The sequence below is a fragment of the Vibrio sp. TRT 2004 genome (assembly GCF_050113735.1).
In the GTDB taxonomy this organism is placed as follows: domain Bacteria; phylum Pseudomonadota; class Gammaproteobacteria; order Enterobacterales; family Vibrionaceae; genus Vibrio.
In genome coordinates this window covers 41,455-64,409 of the sequence record NZ_JBNJOH010000004.1, presented here as the reverse complement: position 1 = coordinate 64,409, position 22,955 = coordinate 41,455, and the positions used below count along the sequence as shown (strand labels likewise).

20 protein-coding genes are annotated in these 22,955 nt (G+C 45.5%); 17 read left to right on the top strand and 3 right to left on the bottom strand.

Annotated elements, in window-relative coordinates; translation table 11 throughout:
- Window positions 1-2: 2 nt before the first annotated feature.
- On the top strand, window positions 3-2,114 hold the full coding sequence (gene recD, locus ACQEXR_RS02960; protein ID WP_427019717.1) for an exodeoxyribonuclease V subunit alpha: 2,112 nt from the start codon (window positions 3-5) through the stop codon (window positions 2,112-2,114).
- 26 nt (window positions 2,115-2,140) lie between these two features.
- Here recD and ACQEXR_RS02955 read toward each other — a convergent pair whose 3' ends face one another.
- Window positions 2,141-2,317, bottom strand: coding sequence for a hypothetical protein (locus tag ACQEXR_RS02955; protein ID WP_171052109.1), 177 nt, complete (start codon window positions 2,315-2,317; stop codon window positions 2,141-2,143).
- Window positions 2,318-2,520: 203 nt separating this feature from the next.
- Complete coding sequence (argA, locus tag ACQEXR_RS02950; protein ID WP_426951028.1) at window positions 2,521-3,858, bottom strand: amino-acid N-acetyltransferase; 1,338 nt, start codon at window positions 3,856-3,858, stop codon at window positions 2,521-2,523.
- Window positions 3,859-4,098: 240 nt separating this feature from the next.
- Here argA and ACQEXR_RS02945 point away from each other — a divergent pair, with 240 nt between their 5' ends.
- From ACQEXR_RS02945 to ACQEXR_RS02880, 14 genes are all read left to right on the top strand, one after another.
- Complete coding sequence (locus ACQEXR_RS02945; protein ID WP_138970488.1) at window positions 4,099-4,488, top strand: DUF2850 domain-containing protein; 390 nt, start codon at window positions 4,099-4,101, stop codon at window positions 4,486-4,488.
- A gap of 85 nt (window positions 4,489-4,573) precedes the next feature.
- Window positions 4,574-5,677 (top strand): murein transglycosylase A, encoded by a 1,104-nt coding sequence (gene mltA, locus ACQEXR_RS02940; RefSeq protein ID WP_426951030.1) that lies wholly within the window; start codon window positions 4,574-4,576, stop codon window positions 5,675-5,677.
- A 92-nt stretch (window positions 5,678-5,769) separates the two neighbouring features.
- On the top strand, window positions 5,770-6,579 hold the full coding sequence (gene tcdA, locus ACQEXR_RS02935; protein ID WP_331426654.1) for a tRNA cyclic N6-threonylcarbamoyladenosine(37) synthase TcdA: 810 nt from the start codon (window positions 5,770-5,772) through the stop codon (window positions 6,577-6,579).
- A 15-nt stretch (window positions 6,580-6,594) separates the two neighbouring features.
- The gene (csdE, locus tag ACQEXR_RS02930; protein WP_331416534.1) at window positions 6,595-7,023 is read left to right on the top strand and encodes a cysteine desulfurase sulfur acceptor subunit CsdE; all 429 of its coding nucleotides are present in this window, start codon (window positions 6,595-6,597) and stop codon (window positions 7,021-7,023) included.
- Between the two features lie 170 nt (window positions 7,024-7,193).
- Window positions 7,194-8,321: a bifunctional tRNA (adenosine(37)-C2)-methyltransferase TrmG/ribosomal RNA large subunit methyltransferase RlmN gene (locus ACQEXR_RS02925; RefSeq protein ID WP_426951034.1), complete on the top strand. Its 1,128-nt coding sequence runs from the start codon at window positions 7,194-7,196 to the stop codon at window positions 8,319-8,321.
- A 326-nt stretch (window positions 8,322-8,647) separates the two neighbouring features.
- Window positions 8,648-9,622, top strand: a complete 975-nt coding sequence (gene rodZ / locus ACQEXR_RS02920; RefSeq protein WP_427019716.1) for a cytoskeleton protein RodZ — start codon at window positions 8,648-8,650, stop codon at window positions 9,620-9,622.
- Window positions 9,623-9,630: 8 nt separating this feature from the next.
- Entirely contained in the window at window positions 9,631-10,749 is a 1,119-nt protein-coding gene (ispG, locus tag ACQEXR_RS02915; protein WP_138970494.1) for a flavodoxin-dependent (E)-4-hydroxy-3-methylbut-2-enyl-diphosphate synthase, read from the top strand.
- A 45-nt stretch (window positions 10,750-10,794) separates the two neighbouring features.
- Window positions 10,795-12,063, top strand: coding sequence for a histidine--tRNA ligase (hisS, locus tag ACQEXR_RS02910; RefSeq protein ID WP_427019715.1), 1,269 nt, complete (start codon window positions 10,795-10,797; stop codon window positions 12,061-12,063).
- 67 nt (window positions 12,064-12,130) lie between these two features.
- Complete coding sequence (locus tag ACQEXR_RS02905; RefSeq protein ID WP_426951039.1) at window positions 12,131-12,745, top strand: YfgM family protein; 615 nt, start codon at window positions 12,131-12,133, stop codon at window positions 12,743-12,745.
- A gap of 9 nt (window positions 12,746-12,754) precedes the next feature.
- Window positions 12,755-13,915, top strand: coding sequence for an outer membrane protein assembly factor BamB (bamB, locus tag ACQEXR_RS02900; protein ID WP_138970496.1), 1,161 nt, complete (start codon window positions 12,755-12,757; stop codon window positions 13,913-13,915).
- Window positions 13,916-14,083: 168 nt separating this feature from the next.
- Window positions 14,084-15,568, top strand: a complete 1,485-nt coding sequence (der, locus tag ACQEXR_RS02895) for a ribosome biogenesis GTPase Der (RefSeq protein ID WP_331416540.1) — start codon at window positions 14,084-14,086, stop codon at window positions 15,566-15,568.
- A gap of 80 nt (window positions 15,569-15,648) precedes the next feature.
- Window positions 15,649-16,515 (top strand): alanyl-tRNA editing protein, encoded by an 867-nt coding sequence (locus ACQEXR_RS02890; RefSeq protein ID WP_331426650.1) that lies wholly within the window; start codon window positions 15,649-15,651, stop codon window positions 16,513-16,515.
- Window positions 16,516-16,788: 273 nt separating this feature from the next.
- Entirely contained in the window at window positions 16,789-17,793 is a 1,005-nt protein-coding gene (locus ACQEXR_RS02885) for a sensor domain-containing diguanylate cyclase (protein WP_427019714.1), read from the top strand.
- 73 nt (window positions 17,794-17,866) lie between these two features.
- Complete coding sequence (locus ACQEXR_RS02880; RefSeq protein WP_269377609.1) at window positions 17,867-18,088, top strand: zinc ribbon domain-containing protein; 222 nt, start codon at window positions 17,867-17,869, stop codon at window positions 18,086-18,088.
- Here the strand turns inward: ACQEXR_RS02880 and xseA are convergent.
- The gene (gene xseA, locus ACQEXR_RS02875; protein ID WP_427019713.1) at window positions 18,081-19,412 is read right to left on the bottom strand and encodes an exodeoxyribonuclease VII large subunit; all 1,332 of its coding nucleotides are present in this window, start codon (window positions 19,410-19,412) and stop codon (window positions 18,081-18,083) included. The genes ACQEXR_RS02880 and xseA overlap by 8 nt on opposite strands.
- Window positions 19,413-19,643: 231 nt before the next feature.
- On the opposite strand from xseA, the gene guaB reads away from it, so the two are divergent.
- Together guaB and guaA are read left to right on the top strand one after the other, a co-directional pair.
- Window positions 19,644-21,107, top strand: a complete 1,464-nt coding sequence (gene guaB / locus ACQEXR_RS02870; protein WP_269377607.1) for an IMP dehydrogenase — start codon at window positions 19,644-19,646, stop codon at window positions 21,105-21,107.
- Between the two features lie 166 nt (window positions 21,108-21,273).
- Entirely contained in the window at window positions 21,274-22,827 is a 1,554-nt protein-coding gene (gene guaA, locus ACQEXR_RS02865; RefSeq protein ID WP_269377606.1) for a glutamine-hydrolyzing GMP synthase, read from the top strand.
- Window positions 22,828-22,955 lie beyond the last annotated feature (128 nt).

The following is a 22,955-nucleotide window of genomic DNA, read 5'->3' as shown; positions in this document are numbered from 1 at the left end:
TCATGATGAATCTAGTTCAAACCCTCAAGCAGTTAGCGCTGAAAGGCGGTATCCGACAACTTGATTATCAATTTGCTCGATTCATCGAGTCTCAATCTCATGACCCATATCTGGGGTTCATTGCCGGAGTGGTGAGTAGTGAGTTAGGAAAAGGTCATATTTGTCTTCCATTGAACGATGCTCAGGGACAGGTGGTTGATCTCAGTGCAAAGCTTGGTCTTTTTGGTGAGGCTGCCCATCAACTTAATCAAATCTTGGTCGGAGTGGATTGGCATCAGTGCCTTAGTTCGGCGCCATTAGTCGGAACAATGGGAGAATCGCTGCCACTAATATTTGATGGTAAACGGCTCTACCTTCATCGCTATTGGCACTACGAAGTCGCGCTAGCCGAACGCTTAAATAGCTTTGGGTCACCTATGATCCAAAAGCCTACTGAAGTACAAAAGCTCGCAGACCTGCTCGATCATCTTTTTGCCAGAAATTATCGCTATCTATTTGAAGATATTAAGAAAAGCTTTGAATCTGGAGAGCTAAATTCGGTGCTTCGTCAGCGTATGGTTTGCGATCACCTAGACGTCGTGTGTGAGGAAATCTTGGATTGGCCTACCATAGACCAAAAGCTTGTTGCGGCGAAAAGTGTCTCTGATTTGTTGGTGTTAGATGAGTTGGTCCCTATGGCTGCTTGTGTTAACTGGCAGAAGGTTGCGGCAGCGGTTGCGCTGAGCCGACGTTTTGCGGTGATTTCAGGTGGACCGGGAACCGGTAAAACAACAACGGTAACCAAATTACTTGCCGCGCTTATCGAGCAAGCACAAAGCAATAATGAATACCCAACCATTAAACTAGTAGCGCCGACGGGGAAAGCAGCAGCCCGTTTGACGGAATCGATAGGTAAAGCGGTCGCTGGTTTGCCAGTATCGTTAGCGCTCAAGCAAGCGATTCCTACAGATGCAAGTACCCTTCATCGTCTATTGGGCGCGATACCAAACAGCGCAGAGTTCCGACATAACCAAGATAATCCACTTCACTTAGATATTCTTGTCGTCGATGAGGCCTCTATGGTTGATCTGCCTATGATGTACAAATTGATTGATGCGTTACCTAAGCATGCGCGTTTGATCTTACTTGGCGATAAAGACCAGCTTGCTTCGGTAGAGGCGGGAGCGGTGCTTGGGGATATTTGTTCGTTTAGTCATTTTGGCTTCAGTCAGTTACAAGCGACGCAAGTGGCGCGTTTAACGGGCTATACAACACTGGCTCAGACAAATAATGTTCAACCTTCGATAGCCGATAGCTTGTGTATGCTCAAAAAGAGCTACCGTTTTGATGCACGCTCAGGTATCGGTCAACTTTCTCAGGCGGTCAACGCAGGCTCGGCGCAGAAAGTCGATTGGGTGTGGCAAAAAGAGTTTGCTGATATCGCGAGATTTCCTATCGATAGTCAGCACTACAGTCAATTAATTCAATCCCTAGTCAACGAGTACAGCGACTACCTCAAACGTATGAATATTTCGCAACACGATGCTAGTACCGGTGAACTTGAAACCGCGGCTCATAAAGCGAAAGCCGTATTGGAACTATTTTCACGCTGTCGTTTGTTGTGTGCTATTCGTGAGGGAGACTTTGGGGTTAAAGGGCTAAATCTGCGTATTGAACGCGCCTTGGCTGCACGTAAACTTATTCAGGTTCAGGACGAAATTTGGTATCACGGTCGACCAGTAATGGTGACACGCAATGACCATTCGCTAGGGCTTTACAATGGTGACATTGGTATCTGTATGCTTGATCAGTCAGACAGTCTGCCAAGGTTGAAAGTCTTTTTTGAACTTCCGGATGGTAGCGTGAAATCGGTGCTGCCAAGTCGAGTTCCAGAGCATGAAACCGCCTACGCAATGACGATTCACAAGTCACAGGGCAGTGAGTTTGAGCATACTCTAATGATTCTTCCACCTGAGTTTACCCCTATTTTAACACGTGAGTTGATCTATACAGGGATCACGCGAGCCAAGAAGCGTTTGAGCTTGTATGTCGATGATAGAGTGATGAAAAGAGGCATTAAGGTTCGGACTGAGCGAGCAAGTGGATTGATAGAGCGGTTGCAAGCGAATGGATAACCTTCCGTGGTTATCGAATGCAAAAGTTAAAGTGCTTTAGTGAAAGAAATACTGCGAATGCGGTATTTTTTTTGATAGTTCAAAATGAATGCTTTTAAGCCTTCTGTAACGGGAAATACACAGTGAACGTCTAGATTTTCTAGCAGTTCATTGTCTGCCATATCCCAAAAACTCTGGACTGAGTTACAGATAATTTTTTTCATCGACAGTTTGCTCTAAGTGACGTAGTGAGTTACCTCAAGCAATCCTTGCGACTTAACTTGCGAATAAGTTAAGCGGATAAGCGAATCCTATTTAGCTCCCATTAATTTGGGAGCTCGAATTTTAAACAATCTGACGAATGAAATAAAGTGAATAATGTAGGAAAATTCACCGCCTCAAGCGCAACTATGAGAATATCAACGTGTTACAGCTGTAAAGAGAGTATTTTCGATTTACGTTGATAGTTGTATAAGTTTTGCTTGTGTGATGGCAAAGAGTCGACACCCATTTCATGGAAACCCTGCTCTCTAAACCAGTGGAGACTATGAGTCGTCAGGACGAAAATTTGTTCGATACCCTGAGCTTTTGATTGCAATCTCATATGGTTAAGCAGCAATAGTCCTCGATTTCCATCGCGGTATTCTGGATGAATGGCCACACACGCCATTTCTGCCATTTTCTCATCAGGATAAGGATAAAGAGCAGCGCAACCAATGATTAGCCCATCTTTATCAATAATGGTGAATTGATGAATCTCTTGCTCGAGTTGCTCACGTGAACGTCTAACAAGAATGCCTTGCTCTTCTAATGGGCGAATCAAATCAAGAATGCCGCCAATATCGTCAATATCGGCAAGTCTGACTTGCTCTGCACTCGCCTCAACGACCTGAGTACCGATACCATCGAGAGAGAAAAGCTCTTGAATCAGTGCGCCATCAACCTTGTAGCTGACCAAGTGGCTACGTGGAACACCCGCTCGACATGCTGCTGTTGCTGCTCTAAGGAAACGTAAAGTCCCCGAAGAAGAGTCATTGTCTCTGCCGCGTTCGTTTTCCAGACGAGACAAAATCCGTTCTGCGTCTTTGGGAAACAGCTCTGCGACCGCGTTGCCATTTTCATCAATGATGCCTTGTTCAGAACAGAAGCCAATCAACTTATCGGCATTTAATTTTATTGCGACTTGGGTCGCCACTTCTTCAGAGAGTAAGTTGAAAGATTCTCCGGTCACCGAACTGGCGATAGGGCCAAGTAAAACGATCGAACCTTGATCAAGCATACGGTTGATGCCTTGTGCATCGATACGTCTTATGCGTCCACTGTGACAATAGTCGATGCCATCGTCGACACCGAGCGGTTGAGCGATGACAAAGTTACCGCTGACAACGTTGAGTTGAGTACCGGCCATCGGCGTATTACTGAGGCTCATCGATAGCTGTGCGGTAATGCTCAACTGTAGTTGCCCTGCGGCTTGCATGACGTAGTTGAGAGATGTCTCATCGGTGATCCTGATACCTTTGTGGTAAGGCGTGTGATGATTATTTTGTTCAAGAAGATTGTTAATTTGTGGACGCGCTCCATGGACCAATACAATTTTCACGCCCAAGCTATGCAACAGTGCGAGATCGCTGATAATATTGGCAAAATTTCCATCTGCTACAGCTTCACCGCCGATCATGATAACCATGGTCTTGTCTCGGTGAGCATTGACATAGGGAGCGGATTGTCTGAACCCCTTAACCAGAGCTGTACTTCGAATCTTCACAATATCTTCCGTAATGAATTTATATACAGATATACTGCAATTTTATTCTTTTTTCGGCAAGCGTTTTTTAGCGTCTAAATCTATTGTTTTTAGGCTTGGGTATAAGTGTTTCTTCTAGCTGAACTTGTGAATAATGCGTCACTCTGAGCGGCGCTAGGAGATTTGGTTCGAAGTTGTCTATATTTTGAACGACACTTAGAGAGTGAATTCCATACTAGTGATGGGTAGGTAGTAAAGAAAGTGAGTAGTGTAAGTAAGGGTAAAAAGAAGCTCATAGAGCGAGCCATTTTGCTGTTAGCGATCGTCGCCGCTGTTGGTGCCGTTATGCTGGCCAATGTTCTTTATGACTTCTATCTAGAGAAAAAATACCCTAAGTCGGATCTTTATGGGACTTGGACTGAACAAGATGTAGCGACTTATGCTGCTGAAGCGTTTGTCGTGACACCTGCGGGAGTCGCTATCAATGGTGGTATTGTCGACACTCGCTATAGTTGGAATGGCACATACCTTGAATTTCAGGTCGGTAACAAGACGCGCCGCTTTAAAGTGCTCAATGAAGAGCTGACTGAGATACAGCTTATCTCTGAGCCGCACTACCAGCCTGTGTATCGATTGTCAGAAAACGATTAAAAATAACATTCCCTAACGACTGGCTAATTGCGTATTTCAGTCAAGTTTGTCATGCTCTTAGCATCGCTTGAAAGGAATAAAATTAGTGTTCAAAAAATATCTTCCTATCGCCGCAGTCAGCGTTTTGTTTGGCTGTGCGCAACCCACCGATCGTGCTCAGCAATATATCGATGATGAATTCAATTCGATTTTGAATAAATCCTCACTTGTTGAGTCTGACAAACCTCGTGACTTTACTGAGTTCCATCGTCAGACTGAATTGGTCGTCGATAACTCGCCTTCATTGGCGGCCACATACCAACCTTTGTATGAAAAACTCAATGAGTGGGTTCTTCAAAGTGGTGAGCCGACAGAGTTTGCTAACTTCGGCATTCAGGCTGCACAGCTAGGTGGTGGAGATAAAAAAGGTAATGTCCTATTTACGGGATATTTTTCTCCAGTTATGGAGCTTCGTCATCAACCGAACGAGGTCTTCAAATATCCGGTTTATGGTAAACCCGCTTGTGAAAGTGATTGTCCTACTCGTGCACAAATTTATGATGGTGCGCTTAGCGGACAAGGATTAGAGCTCGGCTATGCTGCCAATATGATAGATCCATTTTTAATGGAGGTTCAGGGCAGTGGTTTTGTTCATTTTGAAGATGACGATACTTTGGAATACTTCGCTTACGGCGGCAAAAATAACAAAGCGTACGTGAGTATTGGACGCGTGTTGATTGAGCGAGAGCTCGTTTCACGCGAGAAAATGTCAATGAAAGCGATCAAGGAATGGGTTCTGGCAAACGATGAAGAGACTGTTCGTGAACTTCTAGAGCAAAATCCATCATTTGTTTTCTTTGAACCGCGCGCGGATGCGCCAGTAACAGGTTCTGCCGGAGTTCCATTATTGCCTATGGCGTCGGTTGCTGGCGACCGCAGTATCTTTCCTATGGGGACGCCTATATTGGCTGAAGTACCTCTGCTGAACTCAGATGGTTCATGGAGTGGAGCACATCAGCTCCGTCTTTTGGTCGTGTTAGATACCGGTGGGGCTGTAAAGCAGAACCATCTTGATTTATATCACGGCATGGGACCGAGAGCGGGGATCGAAGCTGGGCACTACAAACACTTTGGTCGTGTATGGAAGCTGGGTCTTGAAAACTCAACGACTCAAGCGCCTTGGGCATTGCCACCGGAAAAGCGACAATAGTTGAACAAGGACTCGTCTCCTTCATCTAGACTTTTTATTGAAGAGTGCGTATAAATCGCACTCTTTGTTTTTGTACCAAGCGGAAAACCAATATGCGTGAACTCGATACTCCAGCTTCTGATAATTACAACCAACGTTTTGGTGGCACTCGCCGTCTTTACGGTAACAGTGAAGTCGAGATTTTGCGTGCTGCGCACGTTTGTGTCATCGGTATTGGTGGCGTGGGTTCATGGGCGGTAGAAGCCTTAGCTCGTACCGGAATTGGTCAACTGACACTTATCGATATGGACGATGTGTGTGTAACCAATATTAACCGTCAGATCCACGCTATGTCTGGTACTGTTGGTCAAAGTAAAATCGAAGTGATGGCAGAGAGAGTGAAGCTGATTAACCCAGAATGTAAAGTTAATCTGATCGATGACTTTATCACTCCTGACAATCAGCACGAATACTTGAGTAAAGAGTATGACTATGTACTCGATGCGATTGACAGCGTAAAAGCAAAAGCGTCCTTACTTGCCTACTGTCGTAGTAACAAAATCAAAGTCATTACTACTGGTGGTGCTGGTGGTCAGGTTGATCCAACCCAGATAAAGGTCGCTGATTTGACTAAGACGATTCAGGACCCACTAGCGAAAAAAATCAAAGATACGCTACGTCGCCATCATAATTTTCCAACCAATCCAGCACGTAAGTTTGGCATTGATTGTGTATTTTCAACTGAGCAGTTGAAATACCCTCAAGCAGACGGCACGGTTTGTGGCGTTAAGTCGACAGCGGAAGGCCCAAAACGTATGGATTGTGCGAGTGGCTTTGGTGCTGCAACGGTAGTGACGGCGACCTTTGGCTTTGTTGCCGTATCTCGCATTGTTGAAAAGCTAATCCAAAAACACAGTAAGTAACAGGTGGATTTTTCTATGTCGTCGTTTCCTCAATCTCCGTTTGGCCACGATATTAGCGTTGAAGATATCATTGCGACTATGCAAGGTTTCAAAGGCTGGGAAGACCGTTATCGTCAGGTTATCCAGTGGGGTAAAAAACTACCTCAGATGCCTGAAGAGCTAAAATCGCAACATGTGACGGTGGCAGGTTGTGAGAGTCAGGTTTGGTTGGTTCACGAACAGCTAGAAGACAAGTGGTATTTCTGTGCTGACTCTGATGCACGCATTGTTCGAGGTCTGATTGCACTGGTGCTGGCTGCATTCGATGGCAAAACCACTCAGGAGATCGCGAGCTTTGATACTGATGGTTATTTCGAACAGCTAGGTCTGATTGCACACCTGAGCCCTTCCAGAGGTAATGGTCTTAAAGCGATTGTTGAGAAGATAAAGCAAGTCGCCCAATAATTTTCTCCTATTCAGGCTGTCAAAAAGGCGGACTGATTATTGCTGTTTAAAATTTAATCACTGCGATATTAACGCCTTAATAAATACGTGGCTTTACAATGCTTGTTGTCGCTGCGTAAAGGCTGTACAATTCGCGCCCTTATTTAATGTTCCGTCGCTTGAGAGGCCACATGACCACTGAAAAAATCAATCTACTCGACTTTGATCGTCAAGGTATGCGTAAGTTTTTTGCTGACCAGCTCGGTGAAAAAGCATTCCGTGCAGATCAAGTAATGAAGTGGATCTACCATTTCGGTGTTGATAACTTCGAAGACATGACCAACATTAACAAGAAGTTACGTGAGAAACTTGAGCTTCGTTGTGAGATTAAAGCTCCAACCGTGGCGGAAGCACAACACTCTTCTGATGGCACGATTAAGTGGGCTATGAAGGTGGGAGATCAAGACGTTGAAACGGTATACATCCCAGAAGATGACCGTGCAACGCTTTGTGTTTCATCTCAGGTAGGCTGTGCGTTAGAGTGTAAGTTCTGTTCAACGGCGCAACAAGGCTTTAACCGTAACCTAAAAGTGTCTGAGATTATTGGTCAGGTTTGGCGTGCTGCACGTGAAATCGGTCTACAGAAAGAGACTGGTCGTCGCCCAATTACTAACGTCGTTATGATGGGGATGGGTGAACCGCTACTGAACATGAAAAACCTGATCCCAGCACTTGAGATCATGCTAGATGATCTAGGTTTCGGTCTTTCAAAGCGTCGCGTTACTGTGTCCACTTCAGGTGTGGTTTCTGGCCTTGATCAAATGACGGGTAAAATTGACGTTGCTTTAGCGATCTCGCTGCATGCACCAAATGATAAGCTTCGCAGTGAAATCATGCCGATCAATGACCGTTGGGACATTCAGGACTTTTTGGCATCTGTACGTCGCTACATTGCGTCTTCAAACGCTAACCGCGGCAAGGTAACCGTTGAGTATGTGTTACTTGACCATGTTAATGATGACATGGACCACGCACGTGAGTTGGCAGAGTTACTCAAAGACACGCCTTGTAAAATCAACCTGATTCCGTTTAACCCGTATCCAGGTTCACCATACAAGAAGCCAAGCAACTCTCGTATCGACCGCTTCCAGAAAACGTTGATGCAGTACGAACACACAGTAACGGTACGTAAAACACGTGGCGACGATATTGATGCAGCATGTGGTCAGTTGGTGGGTGATGTCATCGACCGTACTAAGCGTACTGCGATGAACAAAGCCGCAAAAGGTGAGACCATCGAAATTAAAGCGGTTTCATAATCACGTGTAAGAATTTACTAAAGCCAGAGCCTCGCTCTGGCTTTTTTGTTACATCGTGTAGCGATATTTATGTCAAAATAACGAAAAACCTTGAGCTGCTTGTAAAATATGCACTTTCTCTGTGTTGTTTCATCTATGATATCTATTAGAATTAAAGGTTAACGCTTTCGGGGTATTCCCCTGTTTATTGAGTGGAGCGTAACTTTTTATTAAATGAGGCTTTGACCTCGAATTATTTCAGGGCTTGGTTATCTCGCATTCAACGAAAAATAAATAATTAAGATGCGAATTAGCAAGGCACTAACGAGAAGAGAATTATTACCATCATGACTGCTGAACAACAAACTCCAGCTAGCGAAGAGCAAGTAGAAAAAGTACAAGCGGGTACGCTATTAAAGAACAAACGTGAGCAACTTGGTTTATCGCAAAAGCAAATTGCCGACCGTCTCCGTCTCCGTCTTTCAATCATTGAGAATATCGAAAACAACAACTTTGCTTCTGATCAGGTTGCGACCTTTACTCGCGGTTATCTACGTTCTTACGCTAAAGCGGTAGGAATTGAAGAATCCGTCGTCCTTTGCGCATTGGACGGGTGTGAAGAAACTAAGCCAGAACCTCAGGAGATGAAGAGCTTTTCACGAAAAACCAAACGTGAAGCCCATGACAGCCGTATTATGACCCTTACTTGGGGGATCTTTGCGGTCATTATTGGTATCTCTTCCGTTTGGTGGTGGCAAAACCAAGAAACGACCATGCTCGACTTAACCAGCCAAACAGAGCAGGAAATTGAGCTTGAACAGCAGACTGCTAACCAAGAGCTCGACTTTACCACTTTAGAAAGTGCGCAGCCGCAACCAGAGGTTGCGCTCGATGCTAATGCCGATGACGTGCCAGAAGTGGAACCCGTGATAGAACAACCAGATTCTCAAGCGCCTCTAGAGACAGAAATTGTCCCAGAAGTTGCAAAACAAGCTCAGCCTGAAAAACAGCTAGAGCAAAACGTTAATACTACGGAAGCAGAGCCTGTGTCTGAGTCAGTTCAATCGACGCAATCCGACACGGCTGTTAATCTGCTCAAACTCACTTTCTCAGATGATTGCTGGATCCAGGTTAAGGACTCTTCAGGTAAAACATTATCGACTGGTGTGAAAAAAGCAGGGCAGACGCTCGAATTAAGTGGCAATTTGCCATATAGCGTCATTTTAGGTGCCCCTGAAAACGTTTCAATGACATTAGCGAGTGAACCTGTCGACCTTTCTGGGTATACTTCAGGCAAAGTAGCAAGATTCAACTTACCTTAGAAATTACTATGCAATACGAATCTCCGATCAAACGTCGTCCATCGACTCGTATCTACGTGGGCGATGTACCTATTGGTGACGGTGCACCAATCGCAGTACAGTCAATGACCAACACCCGAACAACAGACGTTGAAGCGACTGTTGCTCAAATCCGTGCTTTGGAAAATGTCGGTGCAGACATAGTGCGAGTTTCTGTACCAACTATGGATGCAGCCGAAGCATTTAAACTGATCAAACAACAGGTCAATGTCCCACTTGTCGCGGATATTCACTTTGATTACCGAATCGCACTTAAAGTTGCTGAGTACGGTGTTGACTGTTTACGCATTAACCCAGGCAACATAGGCAACGAAGAACGCATTCGTTCAGTTGTCGATTGTGCTCGCGACAAAAATATTCCTATTCGTATTGGTGTTAATGGTGGCTCTCTGGAAAAAGATATCCAGATGAAATATGGCGAACCAACGCCAGAAGCCCTAGTTGAATCAGCAATGCGTCATGTCGATATTCTAGACCGTCTCAACTTTGACCAATTTAAAGTCAGTGTAAAAGCGTCGGATGTCTTCTTAGCTGTCGATTCGTACCGACTACTGGCGAAGAAAATTGATCAACCGCTGCACTTAGGTATTACCGAAGCGGGTGGTGCTCGTGCTGGCGCGGTTAAATCTTCTGTTGGTCTTGGTATGTTATTAGCGGAAGGGATTGGCGATACGCTGCGCATCTCTTTAGCGGCTAACCCAGTTGAAGAGATCAAGGTTGGTTTCGATATTCTGAAATCACTGCGCATTCGTTCACGCGGTATCAACTTTATTGCGTGCCCGAGCTGCTCTCGTCAAGAATTTGATGTCATTGGTACGGTCAACGCACTCGAAGAACGCTTAGAAGATATTATTACACCGATGGATGTTTCGATTATCGGTTGTGTCGTTAACGGTCCGGGTGAAGCTGAAGTGTCGCATCTAGGACTAGCAGGAAGCAACAAGAAGAGTGCTTTCTACGAAGACGGCAAACGTCAAAAAGAGCGTTTTGATAACAATGATCTCGTCGCGCAACTTGAAGCGAAGATTCGTGCCAAGGCTGCGATTCTTGACGAGAAACAACGTATCGACATTAAAGTACAAGATTAATCTCAACCTAGATTACGCTAAGTAATTAACCTAACGGTAGATATTGTGGCAAAGAAAATCCAAGCAATTCGAGGCATGAACGATTGCCTTCCAACTCAATCACCACTGTGGCAAAAACTTGAAAACACAGTGAAAAACGTAATCAGCGCATACGGTTACAATGAAGTGCGCATGCCAATCGTTGAGATGACCCATCTATTTAGCCGTGCAATCGGTGAAGTAACCGATGTGGTTGAAAAAGAGATGTACACTTTTGAAGACCGCAATGGCGATAGCCTGACTCTACGTCCAGAAGGCACTGCGGGTTGTGTACGTTCTTGTATTGAAAACAGCCTGATTGATCGCTCAGAGCAGCGTTTGTGGTACATGGGACCGATGTTCCGTCATGAGCGCCCACAGAAAGGTCGCTACCGCCAGTTCCACCAGTGTGGTGTTGAGGTATTTGGTCTAGATGGCCCTGATGTTGATGCTGAACTTATTATGATGACAGCGCGCTTATGGCGTGAGCTGGGTATCGATAAGCATGTCCGTCTTGAGCTTAACTCTATTGGCTCGCTGGATGATCGTGCGAACTACCGTACCGCACTGATTGCTTTCTTAGAGCAGCATCTTGATGTTCTTGATGATGATTGTAAGCGTCGTATGCATACCAATCCACTACGTGTTTTGGATACAAAGAATCCAGATGTACAGGCGATTCTTGGCGATGCACCTCGCCTTTCTGATTATCTAGGTGAAGAGTCTAAAGAACATTTTGCAGGACTTTGTGAACTTCTTGACGCTGCTGGTATCGAATACACAGTTAACCAACGCTTAGTTCGTGGTTTGGATTACTACAACCGCACTGTATTTGAATGGATCACTGAGAGCCTAGGTGCACAAGGCACCGTTTGTGGTGGTGGTCGTTATGATGGTCTGGTTGAACAGTTAGGCGGTAAAGCAACACCTGCTGTTGGCTTCGCTATGGGTCTAGAGCGTCTAGTATTGATGCTTGAAACTTTGGAATTAACTGAAGTTCGTCGTAGCGTTGACGTTTACATGGTCACAGCGGGTGAAGGCACTATGATGGCGGGTATGAAGCTAGCGGAAACATTACGTGAGCAGGTACCAGGTCTACGTGTTATGAACCACTTTGGTGGTGGTAACTTCAAGAAGCAGTTCAAGCGTGCGGATAAAGTCGGCGCAGCGGTCGCATTGGTTCTTGGTGAAAACGAAGTTGCGGATAACACAGTTGTACTGAAAGATCTGATTGGTGGTACACAAGATACATACAGCCAAGCAGACGTTATCGCAAAACTATCTGAACTAGTTTAAACAATTTATCTATTCTCAAAAGTGGTGATGAGTATCGCCACTTTTTTAAGATGTAAGAGGACAGGAAGTGGAACTCTACGATACTGAAGAACAACAAGTAGAAGCGATCAAAGATTGGTGGAAAGAGAACGGCAAAGCAGTCATTTTGGGTGCGGTTGTTGGTCTGGGCGGTCTGTTTGGTTGGCGTTACTATCAAGATTCTGTAACAGCCGCTCAAGAAGCCGCGTCTGAAAGCTACACCAAAGCGGTACAATCATTAGCGGAAAAAGGCGCATCAGCAGAAGGCGATATTCAAGCTTTCATTGATGCCAACAAAGAGACTGAATACTCAGTGCTTGCTGCGTTACAACTGGCTAAAGTTCAAGTTGAAGCGGGTAATCTGGATGAAGCGTTGGCTCAACTAGAGTGGGCGAAGTCTGCAACCAAAGATGCAGCAGTATCTGCGGTACTTAACTACCGTCTTGCCCGTGTTAAAGCGGAGCAAGGTGAGTTTGATGCCGCTATCGCAGAACTCGCCAACATCACTGACCAAAGTTGGGCAGGTCGTGTTGCTGAGTTGAAAGGCGACATCTTGTTGCGTAAAGGCGATACACAAGCAGCGTATTCTGCATACACAGAAGCGCAGCAATCTGGTGACGCTAGCCAGGCTCTACAAATGAAACTGGATGACCTAGCCAAGTAAGGGCGTAGCATGAAGAATATGCTTAAAAAGGCGCTTGCAACGGCAATGTTTGTTGGCGTACTGGCGGGCTGTGCTAGTGAAGAAGATACCATTATCATGGCGCCAGTTCCTCAAGTGGACAGCGAGTTCACACCTAAATCTGAGTGGAGTAATTCAGTCAGTGGTGGTGTAGGGCAATACTACTCAAAGCTGACACCTGAATATGCTTACGACAAAGTGTTTGTCGCGGGTCGTGATGGCGTGGTTAAAGCACTTGATCCTGAAAGTGGTAAAACACTTTGGGAAGCCAATGTTGAAGCTGATGTGTCGGCTCGATTGTCTGGTGGTATTACGGCAGCGTACAGTCAAATTTTCATCGGTAGCGAAAACGGGCGTCTATTCGCCTTCAACGAAGAAACGGGTGAGTTAAATTGGCAAGCTGACGTTGATGGTGAAGTGCTCGCTGCACCAGCAACGGATAGCAACCTTGTTATTGTCCATACCAACAAGGGCATCTTGCAGGCACTGGATCAAGTGACCGGTGAAGTAAAATGGACCATCAGTACAGAGGTTCCAAGTCTGACTTTACGTGGTAACAGTGCGCCTGTGACTGCCTCTGGTGGTGTGTTCTGGGGTACGGCTAATGGTCGATTGGCCGCCGCTATTGTCGAACGTGGACAACTCATTTGGCAGCAGCCAATTGGTATGCCACAAGGTGCGACAGAAATCGATCGTCTAGTCGACGTTGATGCATCTCCATTAATTTTAGGCAGCACACTGTACATTGTTGGCTATAACGGTCAGTTGACGGCCATCGATCTACGATCGGGTAAAGCGGCGTGGAAGCGCAACTACTCATCCTCAACTGACTTAGTGAGTGACGGTAGCCGCTTGTTTGTTGTGACCGACCAAGACCACATTGTGGCGGTAGATGCTCGTAGTGGCACCGAGTTGTGGTCAAACGAGCAATTAGAGCATCGTCTGGTGACAGCACCAGTCATGATTAATCAGTACGTTGTTGTTGGTGATAGCGAAGGTTACTTATATTGGATTGATCGCAGTAGCGGCGAGTTTGTCTCGATGCAGCAAGTCAACAGTAGTGGCTTTGCCGTTGCTCCAATTGCGGTTCCCGGTGGTTACGTAGCTGTGACTCGCAATGGCGATGTAAAGAAACTGACGATCAACGAGTAATCGTGTGATATAATTCACATTCGGCTCCTAGCTGGTAACAGTTGGGAGCCGTTTGTTTGTTTTAGATACCCATAGTTTGATGTGGTTATAGGTAAAGGTCTCACGACGTGATTTCTGCTGAGTCGTTACCTATAACTACATAAAGTAAAGAATATTGTAGAGGTTGTTATGGTACCTGTTGTTGCTCTGGTAGGGCGTCCAAACGTTGGCAAATCAACGTTGTTTAACCGATTGACTCGTACACGCGACGCATTGGTTGCGGATTTCCCTGGCTTAACTCGTGACCGTAAATATGGCCAAGCTAAGCTTGGTGAACACGAATTTATCGTTATTGATACCGGTGGTATTGATGGCACAGAAGAAGGTGTTGAAACCAAAATGGCTCAACAGTCACTGGCGGCAATCGATGAGGCAGACGTTGTACTGTTTATGGTCGATGGTCGTGCTGGTTTGACTGCTGCTGACCAAGCTATTGCTTCACACCTACGTAAAATTGAAAAGCCATCAATGCTGGTTGTAAACAAGGTTGATGGTATCGACGCTGATGCGGCAAGTGCAGAATTTTGGCAGCTTGGCGTAGAAAACATGTATCAAATCGCTGCGGCACACGGCCGAGGCGTAACGGCACTTATCGATCTAGCTCTTAACCCATTCGCAGAGCAACTTCTTGAAGAAGCAAAAGGTGAGATTGAAGATCTGACCGAGTTTGTCGATGAAGACGAGAAGCTCGACTACAGCGAAGAAGAGGCGGAAGAAGAGTTCAAGCGTCTTCAAGATCAGCCAATCAAACTGGCCATTATCGGTCGTCCAAACGTAGGTAAATCGACACTGACAAACCGAATTTTGGGTGAAGAACGCGTTGTTGTTTACGATATGCCAGGAACGACTCGTGACTCTATCTACATTCCGATGGAACGTGATGGTCGCGAATACGTATTGATTGATACCGCGGGTGTTCGTCGTCGTACTCGTATTAACGAAACGGTCGAAAAGTTCTCGGTAGTAAAAACACTCAAAGCAGTAGAAGATGCGAACGTTGTTATGCTGGTTATCGATGCGCGTGAGAACATCTCAGATCAAGACCTGAGCTTACTTGGCTTTGCGCTGAATGCTGGTCGTTCTATCGTTATCGCTGTCAACAAGTGGGACGGCCTAGATATGGACGTCAAAGAGCAGGTCAAGAAAGAGCTCGATCGTCGTCTTGGCTTCGTTGATTTTGCCCGTATTCACTTTATTTCAGCGCTTCACGGCACAGGTGTTGGCCACCTGTTTGAATCCGTGCAAGAAGCGTACAAATCGGCTACGACTCGTGTCGGTACCTCTGTTCTGACTCGTATCATGAAGATGGCAACGGATGATCACCAGCCACCAATGGTTCGTGGTCGTCGTGTGAAGCTGAAATACGCTCACGCAGGTGGTTACAACCCTCCAATCGTGGTTATCCATGGTAACCAGGTTAATGAGTTACCAGATTCGTACAAGCGTTACTTGATGAACTATTACCGTAAGTCACTGGAAATTATGGGTACACCAATTCGTATTCAGTTCCAGAACAGTGATAACCCGTTCGAAGGCAAATCGAACAAGATGACACTGTCTCAAGAGCGTAAACGTAAGCGCTTGATGAGCATGATGAAAAATCGTAAAAACTGATCTTGATGAGAAAGATCAGATTGTCGAGTTAAATGAAAAGCGCCGCATTCGTTCCGGCGCTTTTTTTATAGGAATAAACGATGCAAGTTACCCCCACGATTACCCAATTCTGCCACGGAATCTGGCAGTTAGACGCAGACATTCAACTGTTACAGCGTGGTAGTGAATATCTTTACGTTGTAACGGATAAAACACCCTTTCACCCTGTTAGCCACATTTGGCCGGATCATCCGGCAGATAAAGGGACACTGAACCAGCTCCCCGTTCTTGATTGCCAAGTTGGTGCGGTAGAACTGGCAACGGGTGAGTTATATGTTGGGCATGAGATTCCAGTCAAGCGTGACGAATCCGGTTGGTGTTTTGTCGTCGTACACTGTTTAGCAGCAGATTGTTCTGCATTGCAGCTAGGAGAGCGAGTAACTCTCGCTGTAGACAAGGCTTACCAAGGTTCGCTGAGTCGTGGACATAGCGCGGGTCATTTATCTTACTTAGCGTTGAACAAAGTGTTAACGGAGCAAGGTTATTGGAGAAAAGACGCTGACCGCAAAGACCCTCATGGCCACTACGATTTTAACAGCTATGCTCAGGTCACCAGCTTTGTTACTCCTGATCAATGCTTAGATACCTATCGACTAGGTAAAACGTTACGTAAACGTGGCCTGAACAGCGCAGATATGCTGAGTAATCTTGAGCAAATTCAACAACAGGTGAATCACATTTTGTTGCAGTGGATCGAACTTGGTTCAGAGGTCAAAGTAGAGTGTCATGGTGAAGCATTGACCGATTCGCGTTACTGGCAGTGCGATCTCCATCAGGGGGAAATAGCGGTAATCCCTTGCGGTGGCAGCCATGTAAACTCATTGACTGAATACGCTGCTATTGAAGTACGCTTAACTCAGATAGATGAGCAAAACATTGAAATGCACACCAGTGTAAAGCCATCATAGTAGCAAATGATCTTTTTATTAAATCCTGTTTGGTTTGGATTTTGATTCATACTTGGATTTAAATCCTGTTTAAAATTGAAATGCAGCATATGTAACTTATGCTTTCGGTGTGTGGTTATATAAATATTCTTTTTAGGGTAGATCGCTGATCAAAATGGATTTTGCCGATGATCTGTACAAGATCATCTAAGCGTGTTCCAGTTCAGATAATTTCATATGTGTATATGATATTCTCCTCATATAACTATATTAAAAAAGAATAAGGCACGCGAAATGAACACGTACAGCCTGCTCGATGCTCACCGGGCAGTGAATCGTTTGTTGCAGCAGTTAGCTTTAGGAATGGACAAGTCTCGACTAAATGAAGCCGTTATCGCATTGTCGGAACAATTATTTGGTCGAAGGCTCGCGTCTATTTTGCGACATATTGACGGACACTTGTATTTAGAACACGCCCCACATTTGCCTGAGTTTTATAATCAAGCGATTGAAGGGGTCGCCATCGGACCTCAAGTCGGCTCTTGTGGTGCAGCCGCGGCAACGGGAAAACCGGTTGTCGTCTCGGATATAAATCAGCATGAAAACTGGCGGCCCTATACGGCTTTAACTCAGCAAGCGAATCTGCATGCCTGTTGGTCTGTACCGATCATTGCATCTGATAGTAGCGTGCTTGGTACATTTGCCATTTACAGCGAAAAACCGTCCTCCCCAACCACAGAAGAACTCGAAATACTTGAGATGGTCGCTTCGTTATATGCGGTTGCACTGGAAAAGTATCAGTTGGAAGAGCAACTGCACTTTCACGCAAGCCGTGACCCTCTAACACGCTGTTTCAACCGTAGAATGTTGCAATTAGAAGTGCAAAATACATTGTTGAATGATGAAAATCGCAACTTGCTGTTTGCCTGCTTTTTTATCGATATTGATAGCTTCAAATATATCAATGATCGCTTTGGTCATGATGTTGGGGATAGTGTGTTGATCGAAGTTGCCGAAGTACTCAAGCAACAGTTTCAGCTTCGTTCGGTGCTAGGGCGCTATGGAGGAGACGAATTTGTTGGCTTCTGTTGCTTCGAAAGCTTGTCCGATTTGGAAGACTTCTCTGGCTGTTTAGAACGTGCCTTTAATGATATGCGACTCATTGATGGCTATCAGGTCAAAGTCAGTGTCGGTTATAGCTACAGTCATACGCCAAATAGTGATTCGATTGAAGGCATAATTCGACGTGCGGACCAGTCAATGTATCAGGTTAAGCACGCAAAGCGCAGTCTATACTGATTAAGATCATTGCTGGTAGATGATGAAGCGAATGATACTGATGGAAAGATATTGTTAGATCAAAGAGAGTGCTATGACTGAAAATCAATGCCCTAGCTGTAATGCTGAACTGCAGTGGGATGGACAATATGAGTGCCAGAGCTGCCAAGTCAGCTACAAGAAAATAGGCTACTGCCCAGATTGTGACGCGGAACTTGAGAAGCTTCAGGCGTGTGGAGCAGCCAACTATTTTTGTAACAGCTGTAATGAGTTAAAGTCTAAATCGAAAGTAAGATTTGAGTTTGTTGCTAATTGACCGTTGAACAAACTTCGCCATCAGATAAGCGGGTGACCAAGATGTCACCTGTCTTTACGTCTGTGGCTCGAACTACCACATTGCCCTGTTCTGTTTGGGTAATGGAATAACCGCGCTTTAACGTTGCTAGAGGGCTAACGGTGTCAAGTTTCTCAGCAGCCAGTGCCAGTTGATGACGTGTGTTAAGCAACTTTCTATCCATCGCATCCAACAGTTTCTGTTCGAGTCTTTGCAATGTTCCTTTCTGTTGCGATAGATGCTTGAAAGGGGAGTTGAGAGCAACTCTGTGTTGCAGACGCTCGACTTTTTGCTGGCGAACTGAAATATAGTGCTGCATCGCGCGGTGCAGTTTCACTTCTAGCTCATCAAGTTGCTGGCTTTGGCGCTGCAACTGATAGCTTGGATGCTGTCTTTCCAAACGGTGTACAAGTGAGGTGGTGCACCGTTTTTGTTCATTGATGTAGTGGCGCATCGCAGCAACAAGCTTGTGTTGACGGCCAATGAGAGCTTGATCTTTATGGCTATTATCACGACTGACTAGCTCAGCGGCAGCAGACGGTGTCGGTGCACGCATATCCGCGACGAAATCGGCGATCGTCACATCGATTTCATGACCAACCGCACTGATAATTGGGATCTGACTGGCCGCAATCGTGCGGGCGAGAATCTCGTTGTTAAAGCACCATAGATCCTCTAATGAACCGCCTCCGCGACCGACGATCAGAACATCACACTCATTGCGGCTATTCGCACAACCAATCGCTTGAGCGATTTGGATGGCGGCTTCTTCTCCCTGAACCATAGTAGGGTAGATGACCACGGGTAATGAAGGATCACGGCGTTTGAGTACGTCAAGAATATCAAACAGGGCTGCGCCAGTTTTAGAAGTGATGACACCCACGCGCTTAGGGTGTTCAGGTAAAGGGCGTTTGTTGCTCTGAGCAAACAAGCCTTCACTTGCGAGTTTAACTTTCAACTCTTCGAATTGCTGTTGGAGTCGACCATCGCCTTCTGGCTGCATACTCTCGATAATTAACTGGTAGTCGCCGCGAGGTTCATAGAGAGATAGACGAGCTTTGACCAGTACTTGGTTGCCATTTTGTGGTTTAAAGGTGACGTGGCGATTGTTACCACGAAACATGGCACATTTGACTTGAGCGCGAGAGTCTTTAAGGGTCAGGTACCAGTGACCTGAAACGGGAGCAGAGAAGTTAGAAATCTCACCAACTAACCAAACAATACCCATCTCATTTTCAAGCAAAAGTCGCACTTCAGCATTGAGGCGAGAGACGGTAAAGATGTTTTGATTGGTCAGAGAAGACACAGCTAATCTCGTAGACGTGAGTATGGAAATTAGCGGCAATATAATACATATCAAGGGGGTAAATGCAAATAAAAAATAGAAAAATGTGTAGCCAAGCGATTTCCTAAGCCGTATAATCCGTCCGCAATATCTAATCCAAATGCAGTGGAGTTTCCCAAGCTTGCTGCCCTCATTATGCGAAACGATGAGACCGGATTGTTTTTTTACTCCTCTAATTGTGAGATATTGCAAATGCTAAGAATTGCCAAAGAAGCGCTGACATTCGATGACGTACTACTTGTGCCAGCACACTCCACCGTTCTCCCAAACACAGCTGATCTTCGCACTCAGTTGACGAAAAATATCACTCTAAATATTCCGATGATTTCTGCGTCTATGGATACCGTGACGGAAGCTCGTCTCGCTATCGCTCTTGCGCAGGAAGGTGGCATTGGCTTTATCCACAAGAACATGTCTATCGAGAAACAAGCTGAGATGGTTCATCAGGTTAAGATTTACGAAGCGGGTGTGGTTTCTCATCCAGTCACCGTAAGTCCTGATGCGACGATTGCAGATGTTGTGGCTCTGACAGAAAAGCATGGTTTTGCAGGTTTCCCAGTGGTAACCGATAACAACGAACTCGTTGGTATTATCACTGGTCGTGACGTTCGCTTTGTAACAGACCTTTCTAAGAAGGTAGATGTTGTCATGACGCCTAAAGAGCGTTTGGCAGCCGTTAAAGAAGGTGCAACTCGTGAAGAAGTTCAAGAGAAAATGCACAAAGCACGTGTAGAGAAAGTACTGGTTGTGAACGATGAGTTCCAACTAAAAGGTATGATCACAGCAAAAGACTTCCATAAAGCAGAACGTAAGCCAAATGCATGTAAAGATGCACAAGGTCGTCTCCGTGTTGGTGCAGCCGTTGGTGCAGGCGCTGGTAACGAAGAGCGTGTTGCAGCACTTGTTGAAGCTGGCGTTGACGTTCTATTAATCGACTCTTCTCACGGTCACTCTGAAGGTGTTCTTAACCGTATCCGCGAAACTCGCGCAGCATACCCTGACCTAGACATCATTGGTGGTAACGTTGCAACTGGCGCTGGTGCTAAAGCACTGATCGACGCGGGTGTAAGTGCAGTTAAAGTTGGTATCGGCCCAGGTTCAATCTGTACGACTCGTATCGTAACGGGTGTTGGTGTTCCTCAAGTAACAGCAATTGCAGATGCTGCAGAAGTTGCGAACCAGTACGGTATTCCAGTTATCGCTGACGGTGGTATCCGTTTCTCTGGTGATATCTGTAAAGCAATCGTTGCGGGTGCATCTTGCGTTATGGTTGGTTCGATGTTCGCGGGTACAGAAGAAGCACCAGGTGAAGTCATTCTATACAATGGCCGTTCATACAAAGCTTACCGTGGCATGGGTTCTCTTGGTGCCATGTCGCAAGGCTCATCAGATCGTTACTTCCAGTCTGACAATGCAGCAGACAAGCTTGTACCTGAAGGTATCGAAGGCCGTATTGCTTACAAAGGTCGCCTAAAAGAGATCGTACACCAGCAAATGGGTGGTCTACGTTCAAGCATGGGTCTAACAGGTAGCGCGACTATCGAAGACTTACGCACGAAAGCTGAATTCGTTCGTATTTCTGGCGCTGGCATGAAAGAGTCTCATGTACACGACGTTCAAATTACTAAGGAAGCACCAAACTACCGTCTAGGTTAATCCTCACTGGTTATTTCACTAACTTAATGGCACTCAACAGCCCTTATCAGTGAGATAACCAGCTGAAATATAGCCTAACGAAAACGGTTGCTTTTCCTTGAAGCATTAAGAAGAGGCGAGTACACTCGCCTGCATTTTAATCACTTAGCTTATAAGACTGCTCAAAATGACTAAAAATATTCATGACCAACGTATTCTGATCTTGGACTTCGGTTCTCAGTACACTCAACTAGTAGCTCGCCGCGTACGTGAAATCGGCGTTTACTGTGAACTTTGGAGCTGGGATGTTGAAGAAGCGGATATTCGTGAATTCAATCCAGACGGTATCATTCTATCTGGTGGCCCAGAAAGCGTAACAGAAGCAAACTCACCACGCGCGCCACAGTACGTATTTGACTCAGGTGTTCCAGTTTTAGGTGTATGTTACGGCATGCAAACTATGGCTGAGCAGCTAGGTGGTAAAGTAGCTGGCTCAACTGAACGTGAGTTCGGTTACGCGCAAGTAAAAGTATCTGGTGACTCAGCTATCTTCAAAGATCTTGAAGCGACTCAAGATGTTTGGATGAGCCACGGCGACAAAGTTGTAGAAATTCCAGCAGACTTCGTGAAAGTTGGCGAAACGGATACTTGTCCTTACGCTGCAATGGCAAACGAAGAGAAGAAATACTACGGTGTTCAGTTCCACCCAGAAGTAACGCACACGAAAGGTGGCCTACAGATGCTAGAGAACTTTGTTCTTGGCGTATGTGGTTGTGAGCGTCTATGGACTTCAGAATCTATCATTGAAGACGCAGTTGCTCGTATCAAAGAACAAGTTGGTGATGACGAAGTGATTCTTGGCCTATCTGGTGGGGTGGACTCTTCTGTTGTTGCTATGCTGGTTCACCGTGCTATTGGTGACAAACTAACATGTGTATTTGTTGATAACGGTCTACTTCGTCTTAACGAAGGTCAGCAAGTAATGGACATGTTTGGCGATAAATTTGGCCTAAACATCATTAAAGTAGATGCTGAAGATCGCTTCCTAAAAGCGTTAGAAGGCAAATCTGATCCGGAAGATAAGCGTAAGACTATCGGTCATGTATTTGTTGACGTATTCGATGAAGAATCGAAGAAGCTGAAGAATGCTAAATGGCTTGCTCAGGGTACGATCTATCCAGACGTTATCGAGTCAGCGGCATCTAAGACTGGTAAAGCACATGTAATCAAATCTCACCATAACGTTGGCGGCCTGCCAGAAGATATGGAAATGGGTCTTGTTGAACCACTACGTGAGCTGTTTAAAGACGAAGTACGTAAGATTGGTTTAGAACTTGGTCTGCCATACAATATGCTTTACCGCCACCCATTCCCAGGGCCGGGTTTAGGTGTTCGTGTTCTTGGTGAAATTAAGAAAGAGTACTGTGACTTACTACGTCGTGCGGACGCTATCTTCATTGAAGAACTGCACGCTGCTGATCTTTACAACAAAGTTTCTCAGGCGTTCACGGTATTCCTTCCAGTACGCTCTGTTGGTGTAATGGGCGACGGTCGTAAGTACGATTGGGTTGTATCACTACGTGCTGTAGAGACAATCGACTTTATGACTGCTCACTGGGCGCATCTACCATACGACTTCTTAGGTAAGGTTTCTAACCGCATTATCAACGAAGTTGATGGTATTTCACGTGTTGTTTACGATATTTCAGGTAAGCCACCAGCGACAATCGAGTGGGAATAATCCCCCTTTAAGAAAGGTCTGGCATTAACAGGCACGAAATCATACTTAAGTCCGCGTAATTGCGGACTTTTTTTGTTTTTGGCTTAGTCATTTTTGGCAATGTCTGGCAACGCCAAGCACGGTTTGAC